Source organism: Stutzerimonas stutzeri, assembly GCF_024448695.1.
Lineage (GTDB): Bacteria > Pseudomonadota > Gammaproteobacteria > Pseudomonadales > Pseudomonadaceae > Stutzerimonas > Stutzerimonas stutzeri_T.
In genome coordinates, this window is sequence record NZ_JAMOHY010000031.1 from 18,488 (window position 1) to 36,451 (window position 17,964).

Annotated in this window: 20 protein-coding genes; 14 read left to right on the plus strand and 6 right to left on the minus strand. The window is 59.0% G+C overall.

The window, feature by feature from the left end:
- The first annotated feature begins 65 nt into the window (after positions 1 to 65).
- Entirely contained in the window at positions 66 to 479 is a 414-nt protein-coding gene (locus tag NAV32_RS15975) for a hypothetical protein (protein ID WP_256053788.1), read from the plus strand.
- Positions 480 to 504: 25 nt separating this feature from the next.
- Here NAV32_RS15975 and NAV32_RS15980 read toward each other — a convergent pair whose 3' ends face one another.
- On the minus strand, positions 505 to 1,323 hold the full coding sequence (locus NAV32_RS15980; protein WP_256053789.1) for an enoyl-CoA hydratase: 819 nt from the start codon (positions 1,321 to 1,323) through the stop codon (positions 505 to 507).
- 119 nt (positions 1,324 to 1,442) lie between these two features.
- A complete protein-coding gene (locus NAV32_RS15985; RefSeq protein WP_256053790.1) occupies positions 1,443 to 2,687 on the minus strand; it encodes a substrate-binding protein in 1,245 nt (414 codons plus the stop codon).
- A 216-nt stretch (positions 2,688 to 2,903) separates the two neighbouring features.
- On the opposite strand from NAV32_RS15985, the gene ung reads away from it, so the two are divergent.
- Complete coding sequence (gene ung, locus NAV32_RS15990; RefSeq protein ID WP_256053791.1) at positions 2,904 to 3,599, plus strand: uracil-DNA glycosylase; 696 nt, start codon at positions 2,904 to 2,906, stop codon at positions 3,597 to 3,599.
- 33 nt (positions 3,600 to 3,632) lie between these two features.
- Here the strand turns inward: ung and NAV32_RS15995 are convergent, their stop codons facing one another.
- The 3 genes from NAV32_RS15995 to NAV32_RS16005 all read right to left on the minus strand — a co-directional run bounded on the left by NAV32_RS15995 (position 3,633) and on the right by NAV32_RS16005 (position 6,109).
- Positions 3,633 to 4,151, minus strand: a complete 519-nt coding sequence (locus NAV32_RS15995) for a DUF4142 domain-containing protein (RefSeq protein WP_256053792.1) — start codon at positions 4,149 to 4,151, stop codon at positions 3,633 to 3,635.
- 105 nt (positions 4,152 to 4,256) lie between these two features.
- Positions 4,257 to 5,093 (minus strand): HDOD domain-containing protein, encoded by an 837-nt coding sequence (locus NAV32_RS16000; RefSeq protein WP_256053793.1) that lies wholly within the window; start codon positions 5,091 to 5,093, stop codon positions 4,257 to 4,259.
- Between the two features lie 68 nt (positions 5,094 to 5,161).
- Positions 5,162 to 6,109, minus strand: coding sequence for a YgfZ/GcvT domain-containing protein (locus NAV32_RS16005; protein ID WP_256053794.1), 948 nt, complete (start codon positions 6,107 to 6,109; stop codon positions 5,162 to 5,164).
- 159 nt (positions 6,110 to 6,268) lie between these two features.
- Between NAV32_RS16005 and NAV32_RS16010 the strand changes: the two genes are divergently transcribed.
- Both NAV32_RS16010 and NAV32_RS16015 read left to right on the plus strand, forming a co-directional pair.
- Entirely contained in the window at positions 6,269 to 6,523 is a 255-nt protein-coding gene (locus NAV32_RS16010; protein ID WP_256053795.1) for a succinate dehydrogenase assembly factor 2, read from the plus strand.
- Positions 6,507 to 6,962, plus strand: coding sequence for a protein YgfX (locus NAV32_RS16015; protein WP_256053796.1), 456 nt, complete (start codon positions 6,507 to 6,509; stop codon positions 6,960 to 6,962). Before NAV32_RS16010 ends, NAV32_RS16015 begins: the two co-directional genes overlap by 17 nt.
- Here NAV32_RS16015 and nadB read toward each other — a convergent pair.
- Entirely contained in the window at positions 6,931 to 8,544 is a 1,614-nt protein-coding gene (gene nadB / locus NAV32_RS16020) for an L-aspartate oxidase (protein ID WP_256053797.1), read from the minus strand. The two genes, NAV32_RS16015 and nadB, sit on opposite strands and share 32 nt — an antisense overlap.
- Before the next feature lie 354 nt (positions 8,545 to 8,898).
- Between nadB and rpoE the strand changes: the two genes are divergently transcribed.
- From rpoE to era, 10 genes are all read left to right on the plus strand, one after another.
- A complete protein-coding gene (gene rpoE / locus NAV32_RS16025; protein WP_014851841.1) occupies positions 8,899 to 9,480 on the plus strand; it encodes an RNA polymerase sigma factor RpoE in 582 nt (193 codons plus the stop codon).
- A gap of 31 nt (positions 9,481 to 9,511) precedes the next feature.
- A complete protein-coding gene (locus tag NAV32_RS16030) occupies positions 9,512 to 10,117 on the plus strand; it encodes a sigma-E factor negative regulatory protein (RefSeq protein WP_256053798.1) in 606 nt (201 codons plus the stop codon).
- An 8-nt stretch (positions 10,118 to 10,125) separates the two neighbouring features.
- Entirely contained in the window at positions 10,126 to 11,070 is a 945-nt protein-coding gene (locus tag NAV32_RS16035) for a MucB/RseB C-terminal domain-containing protein (protein WP_256053799.1), read from the plus strand.
- Positions 11,067 to 11,573 (plus strand): SoxR reducing system RseC family protein, encoded by a 507-nt coding sequence (locus NAV32_RS16040; protein WP_256053800.1) that lies wholly within the window; start codon positions 11,067 to 11,069, stop codon positions 11,571 to 11,573. Before NAV32_RS16035 ends, NAV32_RS16040 begins: the two co-directional genes overlap by 4 nt.
- A 31-nt stretch (positions 11,574 to 11,604) precedes the next feature.
- Positions 11,605 to 12,963, plus strand: coding sequence for a DegQ family serine endoprotease (locus NAV32_RS16045; RefSeq protein WP_256053808.1), 1,359 nt, complete (start codon positions 11,605 to 11,607; stop codon positions 12,961 to 12,963).
- 164 nt (positions 12,964 to 13,127) lie between these two features.
- Complete coding sequence (lepA, locus tag NAV32_RS16050; protein WP_256053801.1) at positions 13,128 to 14,927, plus strand: translation elongation factor 4; 1,800 nt, start codon at positions 13,128 to 13,130, stop codon at positions 14,925 to 14,927.
- A 1-nt stretch (position 14,928) separates the two neighbouring features.
- Positions 14,929 to 15,783 (plus strand): signal peptidase I, encoded by an 855-nt coding sequence (gene lepB, locus NAV32_RS16055; RefSeq protein ID WP_256053802.1) that lies wholly within the window; start codon positions 14,929 to 14,931, stop codon positions 15,781 to 15,783.
- Between the two features lie 89 nt (positions 15,784 to 15,872).
- Positions 15,873 to 16,250 carry a DUF4845 domain-containing protein gene (locus NAV32_RS16060; protein WP_256053803.1) on the plus strand — a complete coding sequence of 126 codons (378 nt, stop codon included), beginning with the start codon at positions 15,873 to 15,875 and terminating at the stop codon, positions 16,248 to 16,250.
- Positions 16,247 to 16,936 (plus strand): ribonuclease III, encoded by a 690-nt coding sequence (rnc, locus tag NAV32_RS16065; protein ID WP_256053804.1) that lies wholly within the window; start codon positions 16,247 to 16,249, stop codon positions 16,934 to 16,936. Before NAV32_RS16060 ends, rnc begins: the two co-directional genes overlap by 4 nt.
- A complete protein-coding gene (era, locus tag NAV32_RS16070) occupies positions 16,929 to 17,837 on the plus strand; it encodes a GTPase Era (RefSeq protein WP_256053805.1) in 909 nt (302 codons plus the stop codon). Before rnc ends, era begins: the two co-directional genes overlap by 8 nt.
- The last annotated feature ends 127 nt before the right edge of the window (positions 17,838 to 17,964 follow it).

The following is a 17,964-nucleotide window of genomic DNA, read 5'->3' on the forward strand; positions in this document are numbered from 1 at the left end:
CAGGCTATGGTCTGATTGAAGGTGCCGTGGACGATTCTCGCGGCTTCGTTTTCGGAGGCTCCTCGATGAATGTCAGAACCCTTTTACTGCTACTGGGCCTGAGCCTGGCGTTGCCGGTGCAGGCCGATGCGCCGGGGCGTGTCTGGGTCTATCAACCGGACGGCGGCAGCTATCGCATCGGCAGTGGTTCGTATCAGTACGATCCACGCAGCCCCTACCCGCAGCATCGTCAGTATCAGCAAAATCTGCCGCCACGCTTTCAGGGCCAGTTGCCACCGCAGTATTACGACAGGCACCGCGGTGCTGATCGTCCGCAGCGCTGGAGTAATGGACGCCAGCCAGGAATGGATCATCCGCAGCGCTGGCAGCACGAGCGGCGGCCTGGAGGCTATCGCCCGGATCACGGTCCGCGGCAGGGGCGTGAATACCGGCCCGCTCAACGGCGTGATTTCAATCAGCGAGGTTACCGGCGGGACTGAGTCCTGACGCTGGTGATGGTGGGTGCTAGCGGTTTGTCCAGCGTGGCTCGCGTTTTTCAAGGAAGGCATTGACACCTTCGAGGGTGTCCTGGGCTTCAAACAGGCCAAGAAAAGCCTCACGCTCGGCGGCGGCGAAGGTGTTGGGTCCGCGACTGCGCACGCTGTCGATCAGGGGTTTGATGGTGCGCACTGCTACCGGACTTTGACGGGCTACGCGTGAAGCCAGGAGGAGTGCGTGGCCACGGGATTCTCCGGCCTCGACGATCTGTTCGATCAGGCCGATGCGCAGGGCTGTTTCGGCATTGATGCGCTCGCCGCAGAGAATCATGCGTTTGGCCCAGCCTTCACCTACCAGCCAGGCCAGTGCCTGAGTACCGCCGGCGCAAGGCAGCAAACCCACTGAGGCTTCTGGCAACCCCAGCTGCGCCTGCCTCTCAGCGATGCGAATATCGCAGGCCAATGCGCATTCCAGACCGCCGCCCAGGGCGAAGCCGTTGATGGCAGCGATGGATACCCCGCGGAAATCTCGCAAGGTCTCAAAGGCTTCGCCGAAACGTCGCGCCATTTCCCGCGCACGCAGCCGATCACCATCGGCGAAGAGTTTCAGGTCTGCACCGGCGCTGAAGAACTTTTCACCCTGGCCACAGATCACCAGCGCATAGATGTCTTTGTCGTGATTGAGGTGTTCGATTACCTGCTTGAGGCCGATCAATGTCTCGCGGTCCCAAGTATTGGCGGGGGGATGATTGATGGTGATCAGCGCCGTATGACCGTGTTTTTCAACGGTCAGCTTGTGGGTCAGATCGAAGATGCCGGGCTTGTAAGGTTCGAGTGCGTTGCTCATGGCTTATCCTCGCAGTGTGGTCAGGACTCTGAGTTACAGACTCTGCCGAGGCGCCGGGGGTTGCAACTCCCTTGCTGGCTGAAGCGGGAATGGTAGCTCCGCCATTCCCGCCGTGCCTGTTATTGCAGTTGCAGCGGTTGGTTGGCAGAGCGTCGCTCTTCCTGCCACTCGGCCAGAGTAGGTGCTGCCGCTTCACCTGACAGGCGATGGACGATTTCGAAGTAGTCCTGTCTGTATTTGTCCTTCAAAACCTCTTCGCGCTGTTTCACCCTTACAGCGTAGACGGTCTGTACGCTCTGGTGATCGAAGGGGCGCCAGTACTGTTCATCCTTGAGCAAGGTGTAGCGGTGGCCTTCGAGCGCAGAGATGACCTTTTCGCTATCGAGGCTCTTGGCGCGTGTGACCGCATCGGCCCATTGATAAACGATGGTGTAGGCGATTGCAGCAGAGCTGGAGGGGTGGGACTGGTAGCGCTCACCGAAGTTTTTCACAAAGGCCTTGCCGTGCTCGGAGCCTTCAATGTCCGGGACGCGCCAGGTCCAGGGCTCGGTGCCCAGTACGCCGCGCATGATATCGGGGCCAGCGGACTCGACCATGGTCATGCTCAGGTTGGGCACCGCAATCTGCATCTTCTTGTTCAGACCCAGCTCGTCGGCGATGCGCATGGCGCGCACCATGTCTTCGCCGTAGAGAACCAGTGCCAGTACATCGGCGCCACTCTGTTCGGCCTGCAGCAATGCCTTGCGGAAATCGGAAAGGCGTGCACCGGGAAAGGGCGTCTTGGCGCCCGGATGCTTGGCCTGATCGGTAGTGCCGGTTGCCTGACGCAATGAGCTCTCGCTGGTATGCCCCCACGTGTAGTCGGCGGTGAGGTAGAAATAACGCTTGTTCGGCATGGTCTCGTTCAGATACTGGCCCAGCACGCGCGCGCTCATCCAGGCGTTGTTGCACTCACGGAACATGTACCTGTGGCCGTCCTTGCCGGTGGTGTCGTTGGAGTAGGTGATGGTGCCGAAGTAGAGCAGGCCGCGCTCCTTGGCACGCTTGCTGGCGGCGATCGCCACGGCGCTGGATACGCCGCCGAAGAGCATGGCTGCGCCTTCATCGGCCATTCTGTCAACGTTGACTACCGCTTTTTCGGGGCGTGAAGCCGTGTTGCGGCTAATGATCTGCAGTGGGCGTCCAAGCACACCACCGCGGGCATTGATTTCGTCGATGGCGAGCAGGGCGCCGCGCATCTGCGACAACCCTTCTTCTTTATAGCTGCCAGTGCGGGGATAATTCAGGCCAAGGGTGATCGGGTCTGCAGCTTGGGCAGCAAGACAGAAACCCAGCCCCAGGGCCAAGAGGCTAATCCGTTTCATCGCAGGGTCCTTTTTATGCTTTTTTGTTGGCAGATACGCTTTTGTACAGTGGCCTGCGCCAATTCGTCACCCTTTAAATGGTCGTAGAACTCACAGGCGTGCGCTGGGCAACATTATCGAAAGCTGCTGATGAGCGGTAGTGCTTTGGATCATGCTCTTTGTGGACTGGTGCTTGTTTCAAACTCGACATTTTAAAGGTCAGCTGCAGGTGCAACTATGAGTCAGGAACACCCCCTCAAGCTTGAAGCAAGCTGGAAAGCGGTCTTGCGTGACGAATTTACGCAGCCATATATGCGTGAGCTGGGCGACTTCCTGCGTCGGGAAAAGCTCGCCGGGAAGGTCATTTATCCGCCTGGCCCGCTGATCTTCAGTGCCCTGGATTCCACCCCGCTGGAGCAGGTAAGGGTGGTCATTCTTGGCCAGGACCCTTATCACGGTCCTGGACAGGCACATGGTCTGTGTTTTTCAGTCCAGCCGGGCGTTGCGACACCGCCGTCCCTGCAGAATATCTACAAGGAACTCAAGCGCGACCTGAATCTGGAAATTCCGCGTCATGGCAACTTGCAGCACTGGGCGAATCAGGGCGTGCTGATGCTCAACACATCGCTCACGGTGGAGCAGGGGTTGGCTGGGTCGCATGCGAAAATGGGCTGGCAGCGGCTGACTGACAGGATCATCGAGGTGGTCAGCGAGCAGTGTTCAAACGTGGTCTTTATGCTATGGGGTGCACATGCGCAGGGGAAAGCTAAGTTGATCGACCCAACCCGGCATCTGCTGCTCAAGTCCGTTCACCCATCGCCGTTGTCGGCGCATCGCGGCTTTATCGGCAATGGGCACTTCAGTCGAGCCAATCAATTTCTCAGGCAGCACGGCCTGGAACCCATCGACTGGCAATTGCCGGCAGAGGTATGAGGCGGCGCCAGGCTTGACGCCGCTAACCGAATATTACTGTTTGGCGCCGTGCGCCGTAGCCAACTCCTGGGCCTGCTGGAGATGCTGCTCCAGTTTCGGCAGAGTCGATTCGGCGAACTGTTTCAGTTCGGCGTTTTCGCCGTTCTGGGCGTATTCACGGAACAGTTCGATGCTCTGCTCGTGGGCTACGACTTGATTGTTCGCATAGGCCTTGTCGAAATTGTCACCTTCGCGGTACTTGAGGATCATGGCCTTGGCCTTGTCCATCAATGTGGCTTCGTCGGAAAGCTCCAGGTCGTCGTGCTTTCCGGCAAGTTCGGCGAGCTTCTGGTTGGCCTGAGAGTGGTCGTCGATCATTTTCTGGGCAAAGGTCTTGATGTCTTCGGAGTTGCTCTTGTCCAGCGCCAGCTTGGCGGTTTCGATTTCCGCGATGCCTTTGGCCGAGGCTTCGTCAACGAAGTTCTCACCATCGACAGCCAAGGCAAGGGTTGCAGCCATGCCGAAGACAAGTGCAGTAGTGCCCGACAGGAACGCTTTGGTTGTGCTGTTCACATTGCTCTCCTTTAATCACCTGAAAGCGGCAGGATGCCGTCTTTTTAAGACTGGACCGCGTGGTGGCGGTTCCTTCCAGGTGTGAAGGTGAGCGGGCGAATGGCTCTACTGCAGCATACTCATGGCTGCATCCATCGCGGCCGATAGGTCTTCGTCCTCCTGCAGCAGCGTATTCGGGTCCAGCCCCAGCCTGGCGAATGCCGGGATCCGGCTCCAGTCGAGCTGTGTGTAGGGGTGGGTGCTGCCGACAAGACTTTGCAGGGTCGCAACCTGGACGATATCGACGTAGTCGGCCTTGTCCGGTGTGCGTGAAAAGTCCAGATACTGGCCGGGCACTGCGGCGATTGGGTCTGGGAATTCCCAGGTGCGCAGGATCTTCTCGCCAATGATCGGGTGAATTCGGTCGATCACATGGTTGAGGCTGATCGAGTCGCCAAGCAAGGTGCCGTGCTCTTCGGCATAGGTGAGAATCGGCAGGATACCGATCTGATGGACCAGGCCGGCGAGGGTTGCCTGGTCTGCTGGCAAGCGGGTGAAGTTGCGACACAGCACATGGCTGATTGCTGCAATCTCGGTGCTTTTGTTCCAGACCTCGCGCATCTTGCGATCCACCGCGTCGGTCGTCGCCTGAAACATCTGTTCCATGGCCAGGCCGGTTGCGAGGTTGGCCGTGTAGTTGATGCCCAGACGGCTGATTGCCATCTGCAGGTCATTGATTTCCCGATTGGTACGCAACAAGGGACTATTGACCACCTTGATGATGCGGGCGGTGAGCGCGGTATCGTTACCGATCACCCGGGACAGCGTAGGAATGCTGACATCGGGGTCTTCCGCCGCCTCGCGCACGCGCAGGGCGACTTCCGGAAGGGTCGGCAGGACCAGTTCATCATTCTCGATGGCCTTGATCAGTTCCTGCTGGACTTTGTCGGCGAGGGTGCTCATGTGATTCCTTCTGATTCCATATAAAAGGTGGCCGCCGATGGCTGGCAGACAGTTCTAGAGCAGCGCTGTCAGCGCTGGATTTCCTGGTCTGCATCCAGAGTGTAGGGCAGGTCAAGCAAGGTCAGTGGCTCGCCATCGACCGAACCAAGGAATATGCGCCCGTCGGCGGCAGCGTCTTCCTGCAGTACCGCGAGTAGTTCCAGGGACCCGTCGGCGCAGGCCGCCATGACCACTTCACCAACGCTGGAGTTGTGTACGGGTGAAAAGAGCTCCTGCCCGGCTGTCGGCACCGATGTCTGGGTATTCTGCAGGGCCAGGTGATGCAGGCGGCGCTTGAGTTTGCCGAGATACTGCATGCGCGCGACGATTTCCTGACCGGTGTAGCAGCCCTTCTTGAAGCTGACACCGCCCAGCGCCTGCAGGTTGATCATCTGCGGAATGAACAGCTCGCGGGTTTCGCCGAATACCTGGCCGATGCCGGCGCGGATCTGGTCCAGTTTCCAGTGCTCAAGCGAGGCTTCAGTCAGCTGGGCAGCGAGTCGCTGCCGGATGGTTTCTGCTTCGGTCGCGGGTGCCCAGAGTTCGGCGCGGCCATCGGGGAGGCGAATGGCTATCAGGTTGTGCCCGGTCGCCACTTCATCGGCTGTTTGTGACAGGTCCAGACCAAGGCTGACCAGCGCGCCGTCGCCCCCGCGCAGGCCGAAGCGCACCCAGGCCGCGCTTTCGTCATACAGTTTCGATTTCGAGAAAACAGCGAATCGTGCGAGATCTGTCAGTTGTGGTTCCAGCAGTTCCCTGGCCATCGCCAGCAGGTACCCATCGCTTTGGCAAAGAATACGGAAGCTCGACTGCATGCGGCCCTTGGGCGTGCAGCGGGCGCCAAGACTTGAGTGTCGGGGATTGAGGTAGTTGAGGTTGCAGGTCAGCTGGCCCTGCAGGAACTTGCTGGCGTCCGGGCCGCGTACGGCCAGAACGCCTTCGTGCGACAGGACGCAGAAAAAAGCAGTGTCGGTCATGATCGGTCGCCGTGGTGAAACAGGCGAGCATCATAGCAGGACCGCTTGAAAACACAGCGTGCGCCAGCTGGCACTGCGCGCAGGCAGGCCTTCGAGCAAGAGCGTGTCGGGCGCTGCGCCTGTGGCTATAATGCCGGGCTTAAATCGAGGAGCATGGGCATGGTCGAACAATCCGAACTGAATCGCCTGTTCTGGCAGAGCCGTCGCGGCATGCTGGAGCTGGATGTCCTGCTGGTGCCTTTCACCCAGGAGGTTTATCCGCAACTGGATGAAGAGAATCAGCGCCGCTATCGCGAGCTGTTGAGCTGCGAAGACCAGGACATGTTCGGCTGGTTCATGGAGCGCGCAGAGCCGGATGATGAGGATCTGCGGCTTATCGTTCGCATGATCCTTGATCGTGTCCAACCTAAATAACGGGTCTTTTGAGTGCCGCTGGCAGGCATCGCGCCTGTTGCTGGTGCTTTATATGACGGCATTGGCACTGGCAGTTGTCACTCTGCTGATGGTGCCTGTCCCGCAGTGGTTGCGAATGCTCGGTCTGCTGCTATGCCTGTTGCATGCCTGCTGGGTGCTCCCTTCGCGCATTCTGCTTTCACGCGACTCGTCCTGGCGAGGCCTGCGCAAGGATCAGCAGGGCTGGTCCCTCTGGAGTCGGGGCGCAGGCTGGCAACCTGTGCAGTTGCGTCCCGACAGCCTTGCGCTGCCACTGATGGTAGTCCTGCGTTTCAGGGTGCCGGGCCAATTGTTTTCCCGTGGCCTGTGCGTTGCGCGGGACGCGATGCCGGCTGAACAGCATCGCCGCCTGCGGGTGCGGCTGAAGTTCAGTCGCCGTAGGTGGGTGGAACCAGAATAGTGTCGCTGGCTTGCGTCAGCGCCTCGGGGTAATCCAGGGTGTAATGCAGGCCCCGGCTTTCCTTGCGCTGCATCGCCGAACGGATCATCAGATCGGCCACCAGGGCCAGATTGCGCAGTTCGATCAGGTCGCGGCTGACCTTGTAGTTGGAATAGAACTCGTCGATCTCATCCAGCAGCATGCGTACCCGGTGTTGGGCGCGTGTCAGGCGCTTGTTGGTACGGACGATGCCGACGTAATCCCACATGAACCGCCGCAGTTCGTCCCAGTTGTGCGCAATGATGACATCCTCGTCCGAATCGGTTACCTGGCTCGCATCCCAGCTTGGCAGTGCACTCTGTTGTTCGATGTTCGGCAGTTCACGGAGCATGTCCTGGGCGGCGGAGCGGGCGTATACGAAGCACTCCAGCAACGAGTTGCTGGCCATGCGATTGGCTCCGTGCAGGCCGGTAAAGCTGGTTTCACCGATGGCGTAGAGGCCCGGAATATCGGTCTTTCCGGCCTGGTCGACGAGGACGCCGCCGCAGGTGTAATGCGCGGCGGGCACCACTGGAATGGGTTCGCGAGTGATGTCGATACCGAATTCCAGGCAGCGCTCGTAAACGGTGGGGAAGTGCTCCCGAATGAAGGCCGACGGCTTGTGGCTGATGTCGAGGTACACGCAATCGATACCGAGCCGCTTCATCTCATGATCGATGGCGCGCGCAACGATGTCGCGCGGGGCCAGTTCGGCGCGCTCGTCGAAGCGAGGCATGAAGCGCTCGCCGCCGGGTAGCTTGAGCAGGGCGCCTTCGCCTCGCAACGCCTCGGTGATCAGGAAGCTCTTGGCTTTGGGGTGATAGAGGCAGGTCGGGTGGAACTGGTTGAACTCCAGGTTGCCGACCCGGCATCCGGCGCGCCAGGCCATGGCAATACCATCACCGCAGGCGCCGTCAGGGTTACTGGTATACAGATAGACTTTTGCCGCCCCGCCGGTTGCCAGTACGACGAACTTGGCTTGGAAGGTATCCACCTCGCCTGTGGCGCGGTTCAGCACATAGGCACCCAGGCAGCGCCTGCCGGACAGGCCCAGCTTGTGTTCGGTAATCAGGTCGACAGCAACGCGCTGCTGAAGCAGGTCAATGTTGGATCTGTTCCGGGTGCGAGCGAGCAGGGTGTTGAAAATAGCCGCGCCGGTGGCGTCAGCTGCATGGATGATGCGTCGATGGCTGTGCCCCCCTTCACGCGTCAGGTGATACTCGAAACTGCCATCTTCGCGATCAGCCTCATCGCGGGTGAAGGGAACGCCCTGTTCGATCAGCCACTGGATGGCTTCGCGGCTATGCTCGACGGTGAAGCGCACAGCGTCTTCGCTGCACAGGCCAGCACCCGCGACGAGCGTGTCGGCGACGTGAGATTCCACCGTGTCGGTGGTATCCAGCACGGCGGCGACACCGCCTTGCGCCCAGTAAGTCGATCCGTTGGCCAGATCGCCTTTGCTGAGTATGGCGATACGCAGCGTAGTCGGCAGGTTCAGGGCCAGCGTAAGACCAGCCGCACCGCTGCCGATGACTAGAACGTCGTATTGATAATGCTGGCTCATTTGATTACTCGCATTGGAAGCGAGGGCAGTATATAGAGTGCGTGTGTCGGCAAAAAAGCACTCGTGCATTTTCTTCGCGAATGCTGGAACTTTTTATGCCGAACTCTTTCTATAGATAGTTGTGGATACAAGCCGGGGGCTCATCGAAGAAAGTGGGCCGAAGGTTTTTGCTGTGAAATACCGGGCAGGCGAGGCGAACCAATCAGGTTTGCGGCATCGCCTGCCAATGCCGTCAGGCGTGTGCAGTACAGCTTGCTAGGAAGGGGGAGAACTTTTGCGTAAAGCCCGGGTCTATTCTGGCAGGTCAGCTCGCTGGCAAAAGCCGCACCCCTTCCGGGTCATGAAGGAGTGTTTATGCTAACCCAGGAGCAGGACCAGCAACTGGTCGAACGAGTACAGCGGGGTGACAAGCGGGCTTTCGATTTGCTGGTATTGAAATATCAGCACAAGATTCTTGGGTTGATCGTGCGATTCGTGCATGACTCCCATGAAGCGCAGGATGTTGCGCAGGAAGCTTTCATCAAGGCCTATAGGGCGCTGGCGAATTTTCGCGGCGACAGTGCCTTCTATACGTGGCTGTACCGGATTGCAATCAACACGGCGAAAAACCATTTGGTGGCCCGAGGAAGGCGGCCACCAGACAGTGATGTCAGTTCCGAAGATGCGGAGTTCTATGATGGCGATCACGCCCTCAAGGACATCGAGTCGCCGGAGCGAGCTCTTCTCAGGGATGAAATCGAAGATACGGTCCACCGGACCATACAGCAGCTTCCAGAAGATTTGCGCACGGCTCTAACACTGCGCGAATTTGATGGTCTCAGTTATGAAGACATTGCAAACGTCATGCAATGTCCGGTGGGTACAGTCCGCTCTCGGATATTCCGGGCGCGGGAAGCCATAGATAAATCGTTGCAACCCTTGTTGCATGAGTCCTGAGACAGCGGCGACAGCCAAGAGAGGAACCGCCATGAGTCGTGAAGCCCTGCATGAATCGCTGTCCGCAGTGATGGATAACGAAGCGGACGAGTTGGAATTACGTCGAGTGCTCGCAGCGGATGGCGAAAGCGAGATGCGTGCGACCTGGTCGCGTTATCAAGTCGCTCGTGCCGCCATGCACAGGGAGTTGATCGAGCCGCGCATGGATATCGCCTCGGCAGTATCTGCTGCCCTGGCCGATGAGCCGGCCATCAGTGCCGCCAAGCCGCAGAAATTTGCCTGGCGCAATATGGGCCGCCTGGCAGTGGCTGCCTCGGTGACCGTGGCTGTGCTGGCGGGTGTTCGTCTGTACAATCAGGGCGAGGTGGCTGGGCCTCAGATGGCGCAGCAGGCTGCGCAGCCGAGCATCGCCGTTCCACAAGCTGCACAGGGGCCGGCGGTATTGGCTGGCTATAATGGCAGCGACAATGCCGAGGCGATGGAGGCTCAAGCTTCCACCAGTCAGGTGCCTGCCGAAGGCTGGCATGAACAACGTTTGCCGGCTTATGTACGCCAGCATGCACAGCAGGCTGCCTTTGGTAGCGAGTCCGAAAGCGCGTTGCCCTATGCGCGCGCTGCCAGTATGGAAGATCGTTAAGGAACAACATGCGTGTAATACCGCTTTGTGTGGTGCTCGGAGGCTGGCTATCAATGCCGGCCTTTGCTGCTGATGCCGATGCTTGGTTGCAGCGTCTTGCGACGTCTGAAAAAAAACAGAGCTACCACGGCACTTTCATGTATGAGCGTAACGGTAGCTTTTCCAGTCATGCCATCTGGCAACTGAGCGAAAATGACAAGCTTTACGAGCGCCTACTGCAGCTCGACGGATCCGCGGCGGAAGTCCTGCTGGTGAATGGTCGGGTGCAATGCGCCAGTGAACAACTAGCCTCTCAGGTCAGGGATGTGACGCCCTGGCAACAGGCGCAGTTCGATCCAGTGGCGCTCGGCCAGTGGTATGACTTTCAGCTGATTGGCGATTCGCGGGTAGCGGGAAGGCCTGCGAAAGCGATTGCCGTGCGGCCAAAGGATCAGCACCGCTACGGATTCGAGTTGCACCTGGACAGTGAAACGGCGCTACCCCTCAAGTCGTTGCTGCTTAATGAAAGTGGGCAGCTGCTCGAGCGTTTCCAGTTCGTCAGTTTCTCTCCCGACGGTGTTCAGCCTGCTGATGTCGAGGCAGGCTCAGCCTGTCTGACTGTTTCGCTCGCTGCCGAAAGCGAAGCAGTTGAGCCGCAGTGGCGTTCCGACTGGTTGCCGGAAGGCTTCAAGCTGCTCGACTCGAATATACGTCCCAGCCCTGCTTCCGATGAACCTGTGGCCTGGCTGTCCTATGGTGACGGACTGGCACGCTTCTCGGTATTTCTAGAGCCCTTGCGGGGAGCTGTCGTGGAGGATGCGCGTAGCCATATGGGGCCTACCGTTGCCGTATCGAAGCGCCTCACCACTGCGGATGGTGATGTGATGGTGACTGTTGTCGGCGAGGTTCCGCTCGGTACTGCCGAGCGAGTCGCGCTGTCGATGCGGGCCGGAGCAGATCAGGCCTCGCGATGATAGAAGAGCCGGGGCGTGTAGTTGCGGTGGAGTCCGGCGCTGTCTGGGTCGAGACTCAGCGCAAGAGTACCTGCTCTGGCTGTTCCGCCCGAAATGGTTGCGGACAGGGGCTGATGGACAAGCTGGGCGTCCGTGAGCGGCGCGGGTTGATCCGCGCTCTGTCCGATCAGCACCTGCAGCTGGGTGATTCGGTCGTCATCGGCATTCGCGAAGATGTCTTGCTGCGCGGCGCAGTCCTTGTTTATCTTTTCCCACTCATCGTACTGTTGGCTTCTTCGCTGCTGGCTTCCCTGCTGTCGGCATCGGAGCCGTTCGTGATATTGGCCGGGCTCGGCGGTTTCCTGATTTCATGGTTCGTCGTGCGCGCGCGCAGCCGGCGAGCGGCAGGGGACTGCGCGCTGCAACCGGTGGTAGTGCGGGTCATGCTGGCCGTGGCCGGTAGTGACGCGGCGGTCGTTTCGTTTTCGCCAAGGGGGAATGATCTTGAAGGTTCAACGCACTAGCTGCTTCGCGTTTGTCGCTGCGCTGCTTCTTATGGGGCCGGTGGCGGTGGCACAGGCTCAGCTGCCTGATTTCACGCCTCTGGTTGAAAGCGCCTCGCCGGCGGTAGTCAATATCAGCACCAAGCAGAAAGTGCCGGTTCGTGGCGCCCATCCGCAGCTACCTGATCTGGAAGGCTTGCCACCCATATTCCGAGAGTTTTTCGAACACAGTATTCCGGGCCTGCCGGGTCGGGGGCAGCAGCGCGAAGCACAGTCTCTGGGTTCCGGTTTCATTATTTCTGCTGATGGCTATGTGCTGACCAACAATCATGTGGTGGCTGACGCTGATGAGATTATCGTGCGCCTGCCGGATCGCAGTGAGCTGGAAGCGACGCTTGTCGGTGCCGACCCTCGAACCGATGTCGCACTGCTCAAAATCCAGGGTTCGGATCTGCCGACCGTCAAGCTGGGCAAATCCAGCGAGCTCAAGGCTGGTGAGTGGGTCTTGGCCATCGGCTCCCCGTTCGGCTTTGACCATACGGTGACGGCAGGTATTGTCAGCGCCACCGGGCGTAATCTGCCCAATGAAAGCTATGTCCCCTTCATCCAGACCGATGTCGCGATCAATCCGGGCAATTCCGGGGGGCCGCTGTTCAATCTGCAGGGTGAGGTTGTTGGTATCAACTCGCAAATATTTACCCGCTCGGGTGGTTTCATGGGGTTGTCGTTTGCCATTCCCATTGATGTCGCGATGGATATCTCCGAGCAGTTGCGCACTGAGGGCAAGGTCAGTCGAGGCTGGCTGGGCGTGGTCATCCAGGAAGTGAACCGGGATCTGGCCGAGTCCTTCGGGCTTGAGCGTCCGACGGGGGCGCTGGTTGCACAGGTCATGGATGGCGGGCCGGCTGCGAAGGGTGGTTTGCGGGTGGGTGATGTCATCCTTAGTGTCAATGACGATGCGATTGATATGTCTGCCGACTTGCCGCACCTGATTGGCACTATCAAGCCCGATACCAAGGCCCGGTTAGGCATCGTGCGCGAGGGCAGTCGCGAAACCCTGATGGTCACCATCGGTGCGTTGCCGGAAGAGGGTGAAGAGGTCGCGGCCAAAGGCGCGCGCGCGGAAAAGAGCAGTAACCGGCTGGGCGTGAAGGTGTCGGAGCTGACTGCCGAGCAGAAGCGCAGTCTCGACCTGTCGGGCGGTGTGGTGATTACCGAAGTGCTCAATGGGCCTGCGGCGATGATCGGCCTTCGCCCCGGCGATGTGATCACACATCTGAATAATCAGGCCATTGATTCCGCTGCCACCTTTGCTCGCGTTGCCGAGGAGCTTCCGAAAAATCGCTCGGTGTCCATGCGCGTGCTGCGTCAGGGGCGGGCCAGCTTCATCACCTTCAAGCTTGCCGAATAGAGCGCTGCAGCCGAGAACAGGGCGACTCGGTCGCGCTGTTCTGTGCCGCCGTTGCGCAAGCCGTGAGGCATTGACTCGGCGTGGCGCTGAAAAGACCGATCAGGTACAATCCGCGGCTATTTTTCGGCGGGCAATCAGCCTGCGGCATATCCGGGTGTTTAGCTGTGAGTGACCTGAGTCATATCCGCAATTTTTCCATCATCGCGCACATTGATCATGGCAAGTCGACCCTGGCTGACCGCTTCATTCAGATGTGCGGTGGCCTGACAGAGCGCGAAATGGCTTCCCAGGTCCTCGACTCCATGGACCTCGAACGCGAGCGCGGCATCACCATCAAGGCCCACAGCGTGACCCTCCATTACAAGGCGCGCGACGGCAAGACCTATCAGCTCAATTTCATCGATACGCCCGGGCATGTGGACTTTACCTACGAGGTGAGCCGTTCTCTGGCAGCGTGTGAAGGCGCGCTGCTGGTGGTCGATGCCGGTCAGGGCGTGGAGGCGCAGTCGGTAGCCAACTGCTATACGGCCATCGAGCAGGGCCTGGAAGTCATGCCGGTGCTGAACAAAATGGATCTGCCTCAGGCTGATCCGGACAGGGTCAAGGACGAGATCGAGCACATCATCGGTATCGATGCAACTGATGCCGTAGCCTGCAGCGCCAAAAGCGGAATGGGCGTCGATGAGGTGCTTGAGCGTCTGGTCGCCACCATCCCGCCTCCCACCGGAAATATCGAGGCGCCGCTACAGGCACTGATCATCGATTCCTGGTTCGACAACTATCTGGGCGTCGTTTCGCTGGTTCGTGTCCGCCATGGCCGGATCAAGAAAGGCGACAAAGTGCTGGTGAAGTCCACTGGCAAGACGCATCAGGTCGACAGCGTTGGTGTGTTCAATCCGAAACACACCAGTACGGTCGATCTCAAGGCCGGTGAAGTGGGCTTCATCATCGCCGGCATCAAGGACATTCTCGGCGCGCCGGTGGGCGATACCCTGACGCTTGCCAACACTCCGGACGTCGAGATGCTGCCCGGCTTCAAGCGGGTCAAGCCGCAGGTATATGCCGGCCTGTTCCCGGTAAGCTCGGATGATTTCGAGGATTTCCGCGACGCGCTGCAGAAGCTGACGCTCAACGATGCCGCCCTGCAGTATGAGCCGGAAAGTTCCGATGCCCTGGGTTTCGGCTTCCGTATCGGTTTCCTCGGCATGCTGCACATGGAAATCATCCAGGAGCGTCTCGAGCGCGAATACGATCTGGATCTGATCACCACTGCGCCGACCGTGGTCTACGAGCTGGCGCTGAAAAACGGCGAAACCATCTACGTCGACAGTCCGTCGAAATTGCCGGATCTGTCCGCCATCGAAGACATGCGCGAGCCCATCGTGCGCGCCAATATCCTGGTGCCACAGGAGCATCTGGGCAATGTCATCACGCTGTGTATCGAAAAGCGCGGCGTGCAGCGCGATCTGCAGTTCCTCGGCTCCCAGGTACAGGTCCGCTATGACCTGCCGATGAGTGAGGTGGTGCTGGATTTCTTCGATCGCCTGAAGTCTGTCAGCCGTGGCTACGCCTCGCTGGATTACAGTTTCGAGTGCTTCCAGTCGGCCAACCTGACCCGTCTCGATATCCTGATCAACGGCGACAAGGTCGATGCGCTGGCGCTGATCGTGCATCGCGACAATGCGCACTACAAGGGCCGCATGCTCGTCGAGAAGATGAAGGAACTCATCCCTCGGCAGATGTTCGACGTCGCGATTCAGGCCGCCATTGGTGGTCAGGTCGTTGCTCGAAGCACCGTAAAAGCGTTGCGCAAGAACGTTCTGGCAAAGTGTTACGGCGGTGACGTAAGCCGAAAGCGCAAACTGCTGGAGAAGCAGAAGGCGGGCAAGAAGCGCATGAAGCAGGTTGGCAACGTGGAAATTCCGCAGGAAGCATTCCTTGCGGTGCTCAAGGTAGATAGTTGATATGTCGATCAATTTCCCGCTGTTGCTGGTGATTGCCGTTGCCGTGTGCGGTTTTCTTGCACTCCTCGATTTGGTGTTTTTTGCACCTCGTCGGCGGGTGGCGATAGCCAATTACGAACGCAATACAGGCGAGCTCGATCAGAGCACGCTGGAGGCCTTGAGCAAGGAACCGGTGCTGATCGAGTACGGCAAGTCTTTCTTTCCCGTGCTGGCGATCGTGTTGGTGTTGCGTTCCTTCCTGATCGAGCCGTTTCAGATTCCTTCCGGCTCGATGATCCCGACGCTGGAAGTGGGCGATTTCATTCTGGTCAACAAGTTCGCTTACGGGATTCGGCTGCCGGTTGTGGATACCAAAATTATCGACGTTAGCGATCCGAAGCGCGGCGATGTAATGGTTTTTCGCTACCCCAACGACCCCAACATCAATTACATCAAGCGCGTCATTGGGCTGCCAGGTGATCTTGTTCGCTATGGCAGCGACAAGCGGTTGAGCATCAATGGTCAGTCGGTGCCCGAAATGCTGCTGGCTGAAGAGCCAGGCAGTCTTGGCAGCGCCAGCCTGTATCAGGAAAAACTGGGCGAGGCTGAGCATCTGATCCGCAAGGAAATGATCCGTTATCGAGTTGAGCCCGATCGTGAGTGGCGCGTTCCGGAAGGTCACTATTTCATGATGGGCGACAACCGCGACAACTCCAACGACAGCCGCTATTGGCAGGACGAGGCGATTGCCGCCGAGTTCGCCGGTATGGTTCCCGATCGCAATATCGTCGGCAAGGCGTTTGCGGTGTGGATGAGCTGGCCCGATCCGAAGCTCAGCAACCTGCCCCACTTTTCCCGGGTCGGCCTGATTCACTGAGTCTGTGAATCACGGCCCGGTTCCTGCGCCCCGTCCCGCTATATTTATCCAGCCCCGATCGGTGGGTAATGCACGACATAGAGGTCGACATGAGTTTCGCTCGTTCGCAAAAAGGCTTGTCCATGCTGAGCTGGATCGTGGTGCTTGCGCTGGTGGCGTTCTTCGCCAGCACGGCATTCAAGATGTTGCCGCATTACTTCGACTATATGTCCATGGACAAGATCATATCAGGGGTGGAAAGTGATCAGGCCACGGAAGTGCGCAGCGTGCGTGACTTCTACGGCCACGTTCGCCGGGGCATGGACGTCAACGGCATTCGCGACCTGGATCTGGAAGAGGCGCTGAAGGTCGTGATTGAAAACAATGAATTCAGGGTTCACCTGAATTACGAAAAGCGCGAGCCGCTGATCCGCAATCTGGATCTGGTGGCGAACTTCGACAAAGAATATCGCCTAAGGATGCCGTGAGCACTTCGTTAGCCCGTCTCGAGCGCAAGCTCGGTTATCAATTCAAGGATCAGGAGCTGATGCTTCTGGCTCTCACCCATCGCAGTTATGCCGGACGCAATAATGAGCGTCTGGAATTTCTTGGCGATGCCATTCTCAACTTCATCGCCGGGGAGGCTTTGTTCACGCACTTCCCTCAGGCCAAAGAGGGGCAGCTATCCCGGCTGCGCTCACGTCTGGTCAAGGGCGAGACGCTGGCGGTGCTGGCCCGCGGCTTCGAGCTTGGCGAATATCTGCGCCTGGGCTCGGGCGAGCTGAAGAGCGGTGGATTTCGCCGCGAATCGATCCTGGCCGACACGCTGGAAGCCCTGATCGGCGCCATCTATCTGGATGCCGGCATGGAAGCGGCGCGTGATCGCGTACTGGCCTGGCTGGCCAACGAACTGCAAGGGTTGACGCTGGTCGACACCAACAAAGACCCGAAGACCCGTTTGCAGGAGTTTCTGCAGTCGCGTGCCTGCGAGCTGCCGCGTTATGACGTGGTGGCTATCGAGGGTGAACCGCATTGCCGAACTTTCTTCGTCGAATGTCAGGTGGCGCTGCTCAATGAAAAGACGCAAGGGCAGGGTGCCAGTCGGCGCATTGCCGAACAGGTCGCGGCCGCTTCGGCCCTGATCGCCCTGGGCGTGGAGAATGGTCATGATTGAACAACAGACAGAAGACAAGATAAGCCGCTGCGGTTACGTGGCCATCGTAGGGCGTCCCAATGTCGGCAAGTCGACGCTGCTCAACCATGTCCTCGGGCAGAAACTCGCCATCACCTCGCGCAAGCCGCAGACCACCCGGCACAACATGCTCGGGATCAAGACTGACGGTGCCGTTCAGGCCGTCTATGTCGATACCCCCGGCATGCACAAGAATGGCGAGACAGCCCTGAATCGCTATATGAACCGTACGGCTTCGTCGGCATTCAAGGATGTCGATGTCGTGGTGTTCGTCGTCGATCGCACGCGCTGGACAGATGAAGATCAGCTGGTGCTTGAGCGGGTTCAGTATGTCGAAGGTCCGGTGATCATTGCCGTGAACAAGACCGATCGCGTTGAAGACAAAGGAGAGCTGCTGCCGCACTTCGAGTGGCTGGCGCAGCAGCTGCCCAACGCCGAGATCGTGCCGATTTCCGCTCAGCACGGGCAGAATCTCGATGTGTTCGAGAAGCTGGTGGCCTCGCATCTGCCCGAAGGCGAACACTTTTTCCCCGAAGACCAGATCACCGACCGCAGCAGCCGCTTCCTCGCCGCCGAGCTGGTGCGCGAAAAGATCATGCGTCAGCTGGGTGCGGAAGTGCCTTACCAGATTACCGTCGAGATCGAAGACTTCAAGCAGCAGGGTCGTGTGCTGCATATTCACGCGCTGATCCTGGTCGAGCGCGACGGGCAAAAGAAGATCATCATCGGTGACAAGGGCGAGCGCATCAAACGCATCGGTCAGGAAGCCCGCAAGGACATGGAAGTACTGTTTGACTCCAAGGTCATGCTGAACCTGTGGGTGAAGGTCAAGAGCGGTTGGTCCGACGATGAGCGTGCGCTGCATTCGCTGGGTTACCAGTAAGCGAGAAGATCTGGGAGCAGACACCCGAATCATGTCCTCGCGTAGGGTGGATCACGCTTCATCGATCCACCGGGTGGCGATCCACCGGGTGGCGACTCACCGAGCGGCGCCATGGTGGATGTAAAAA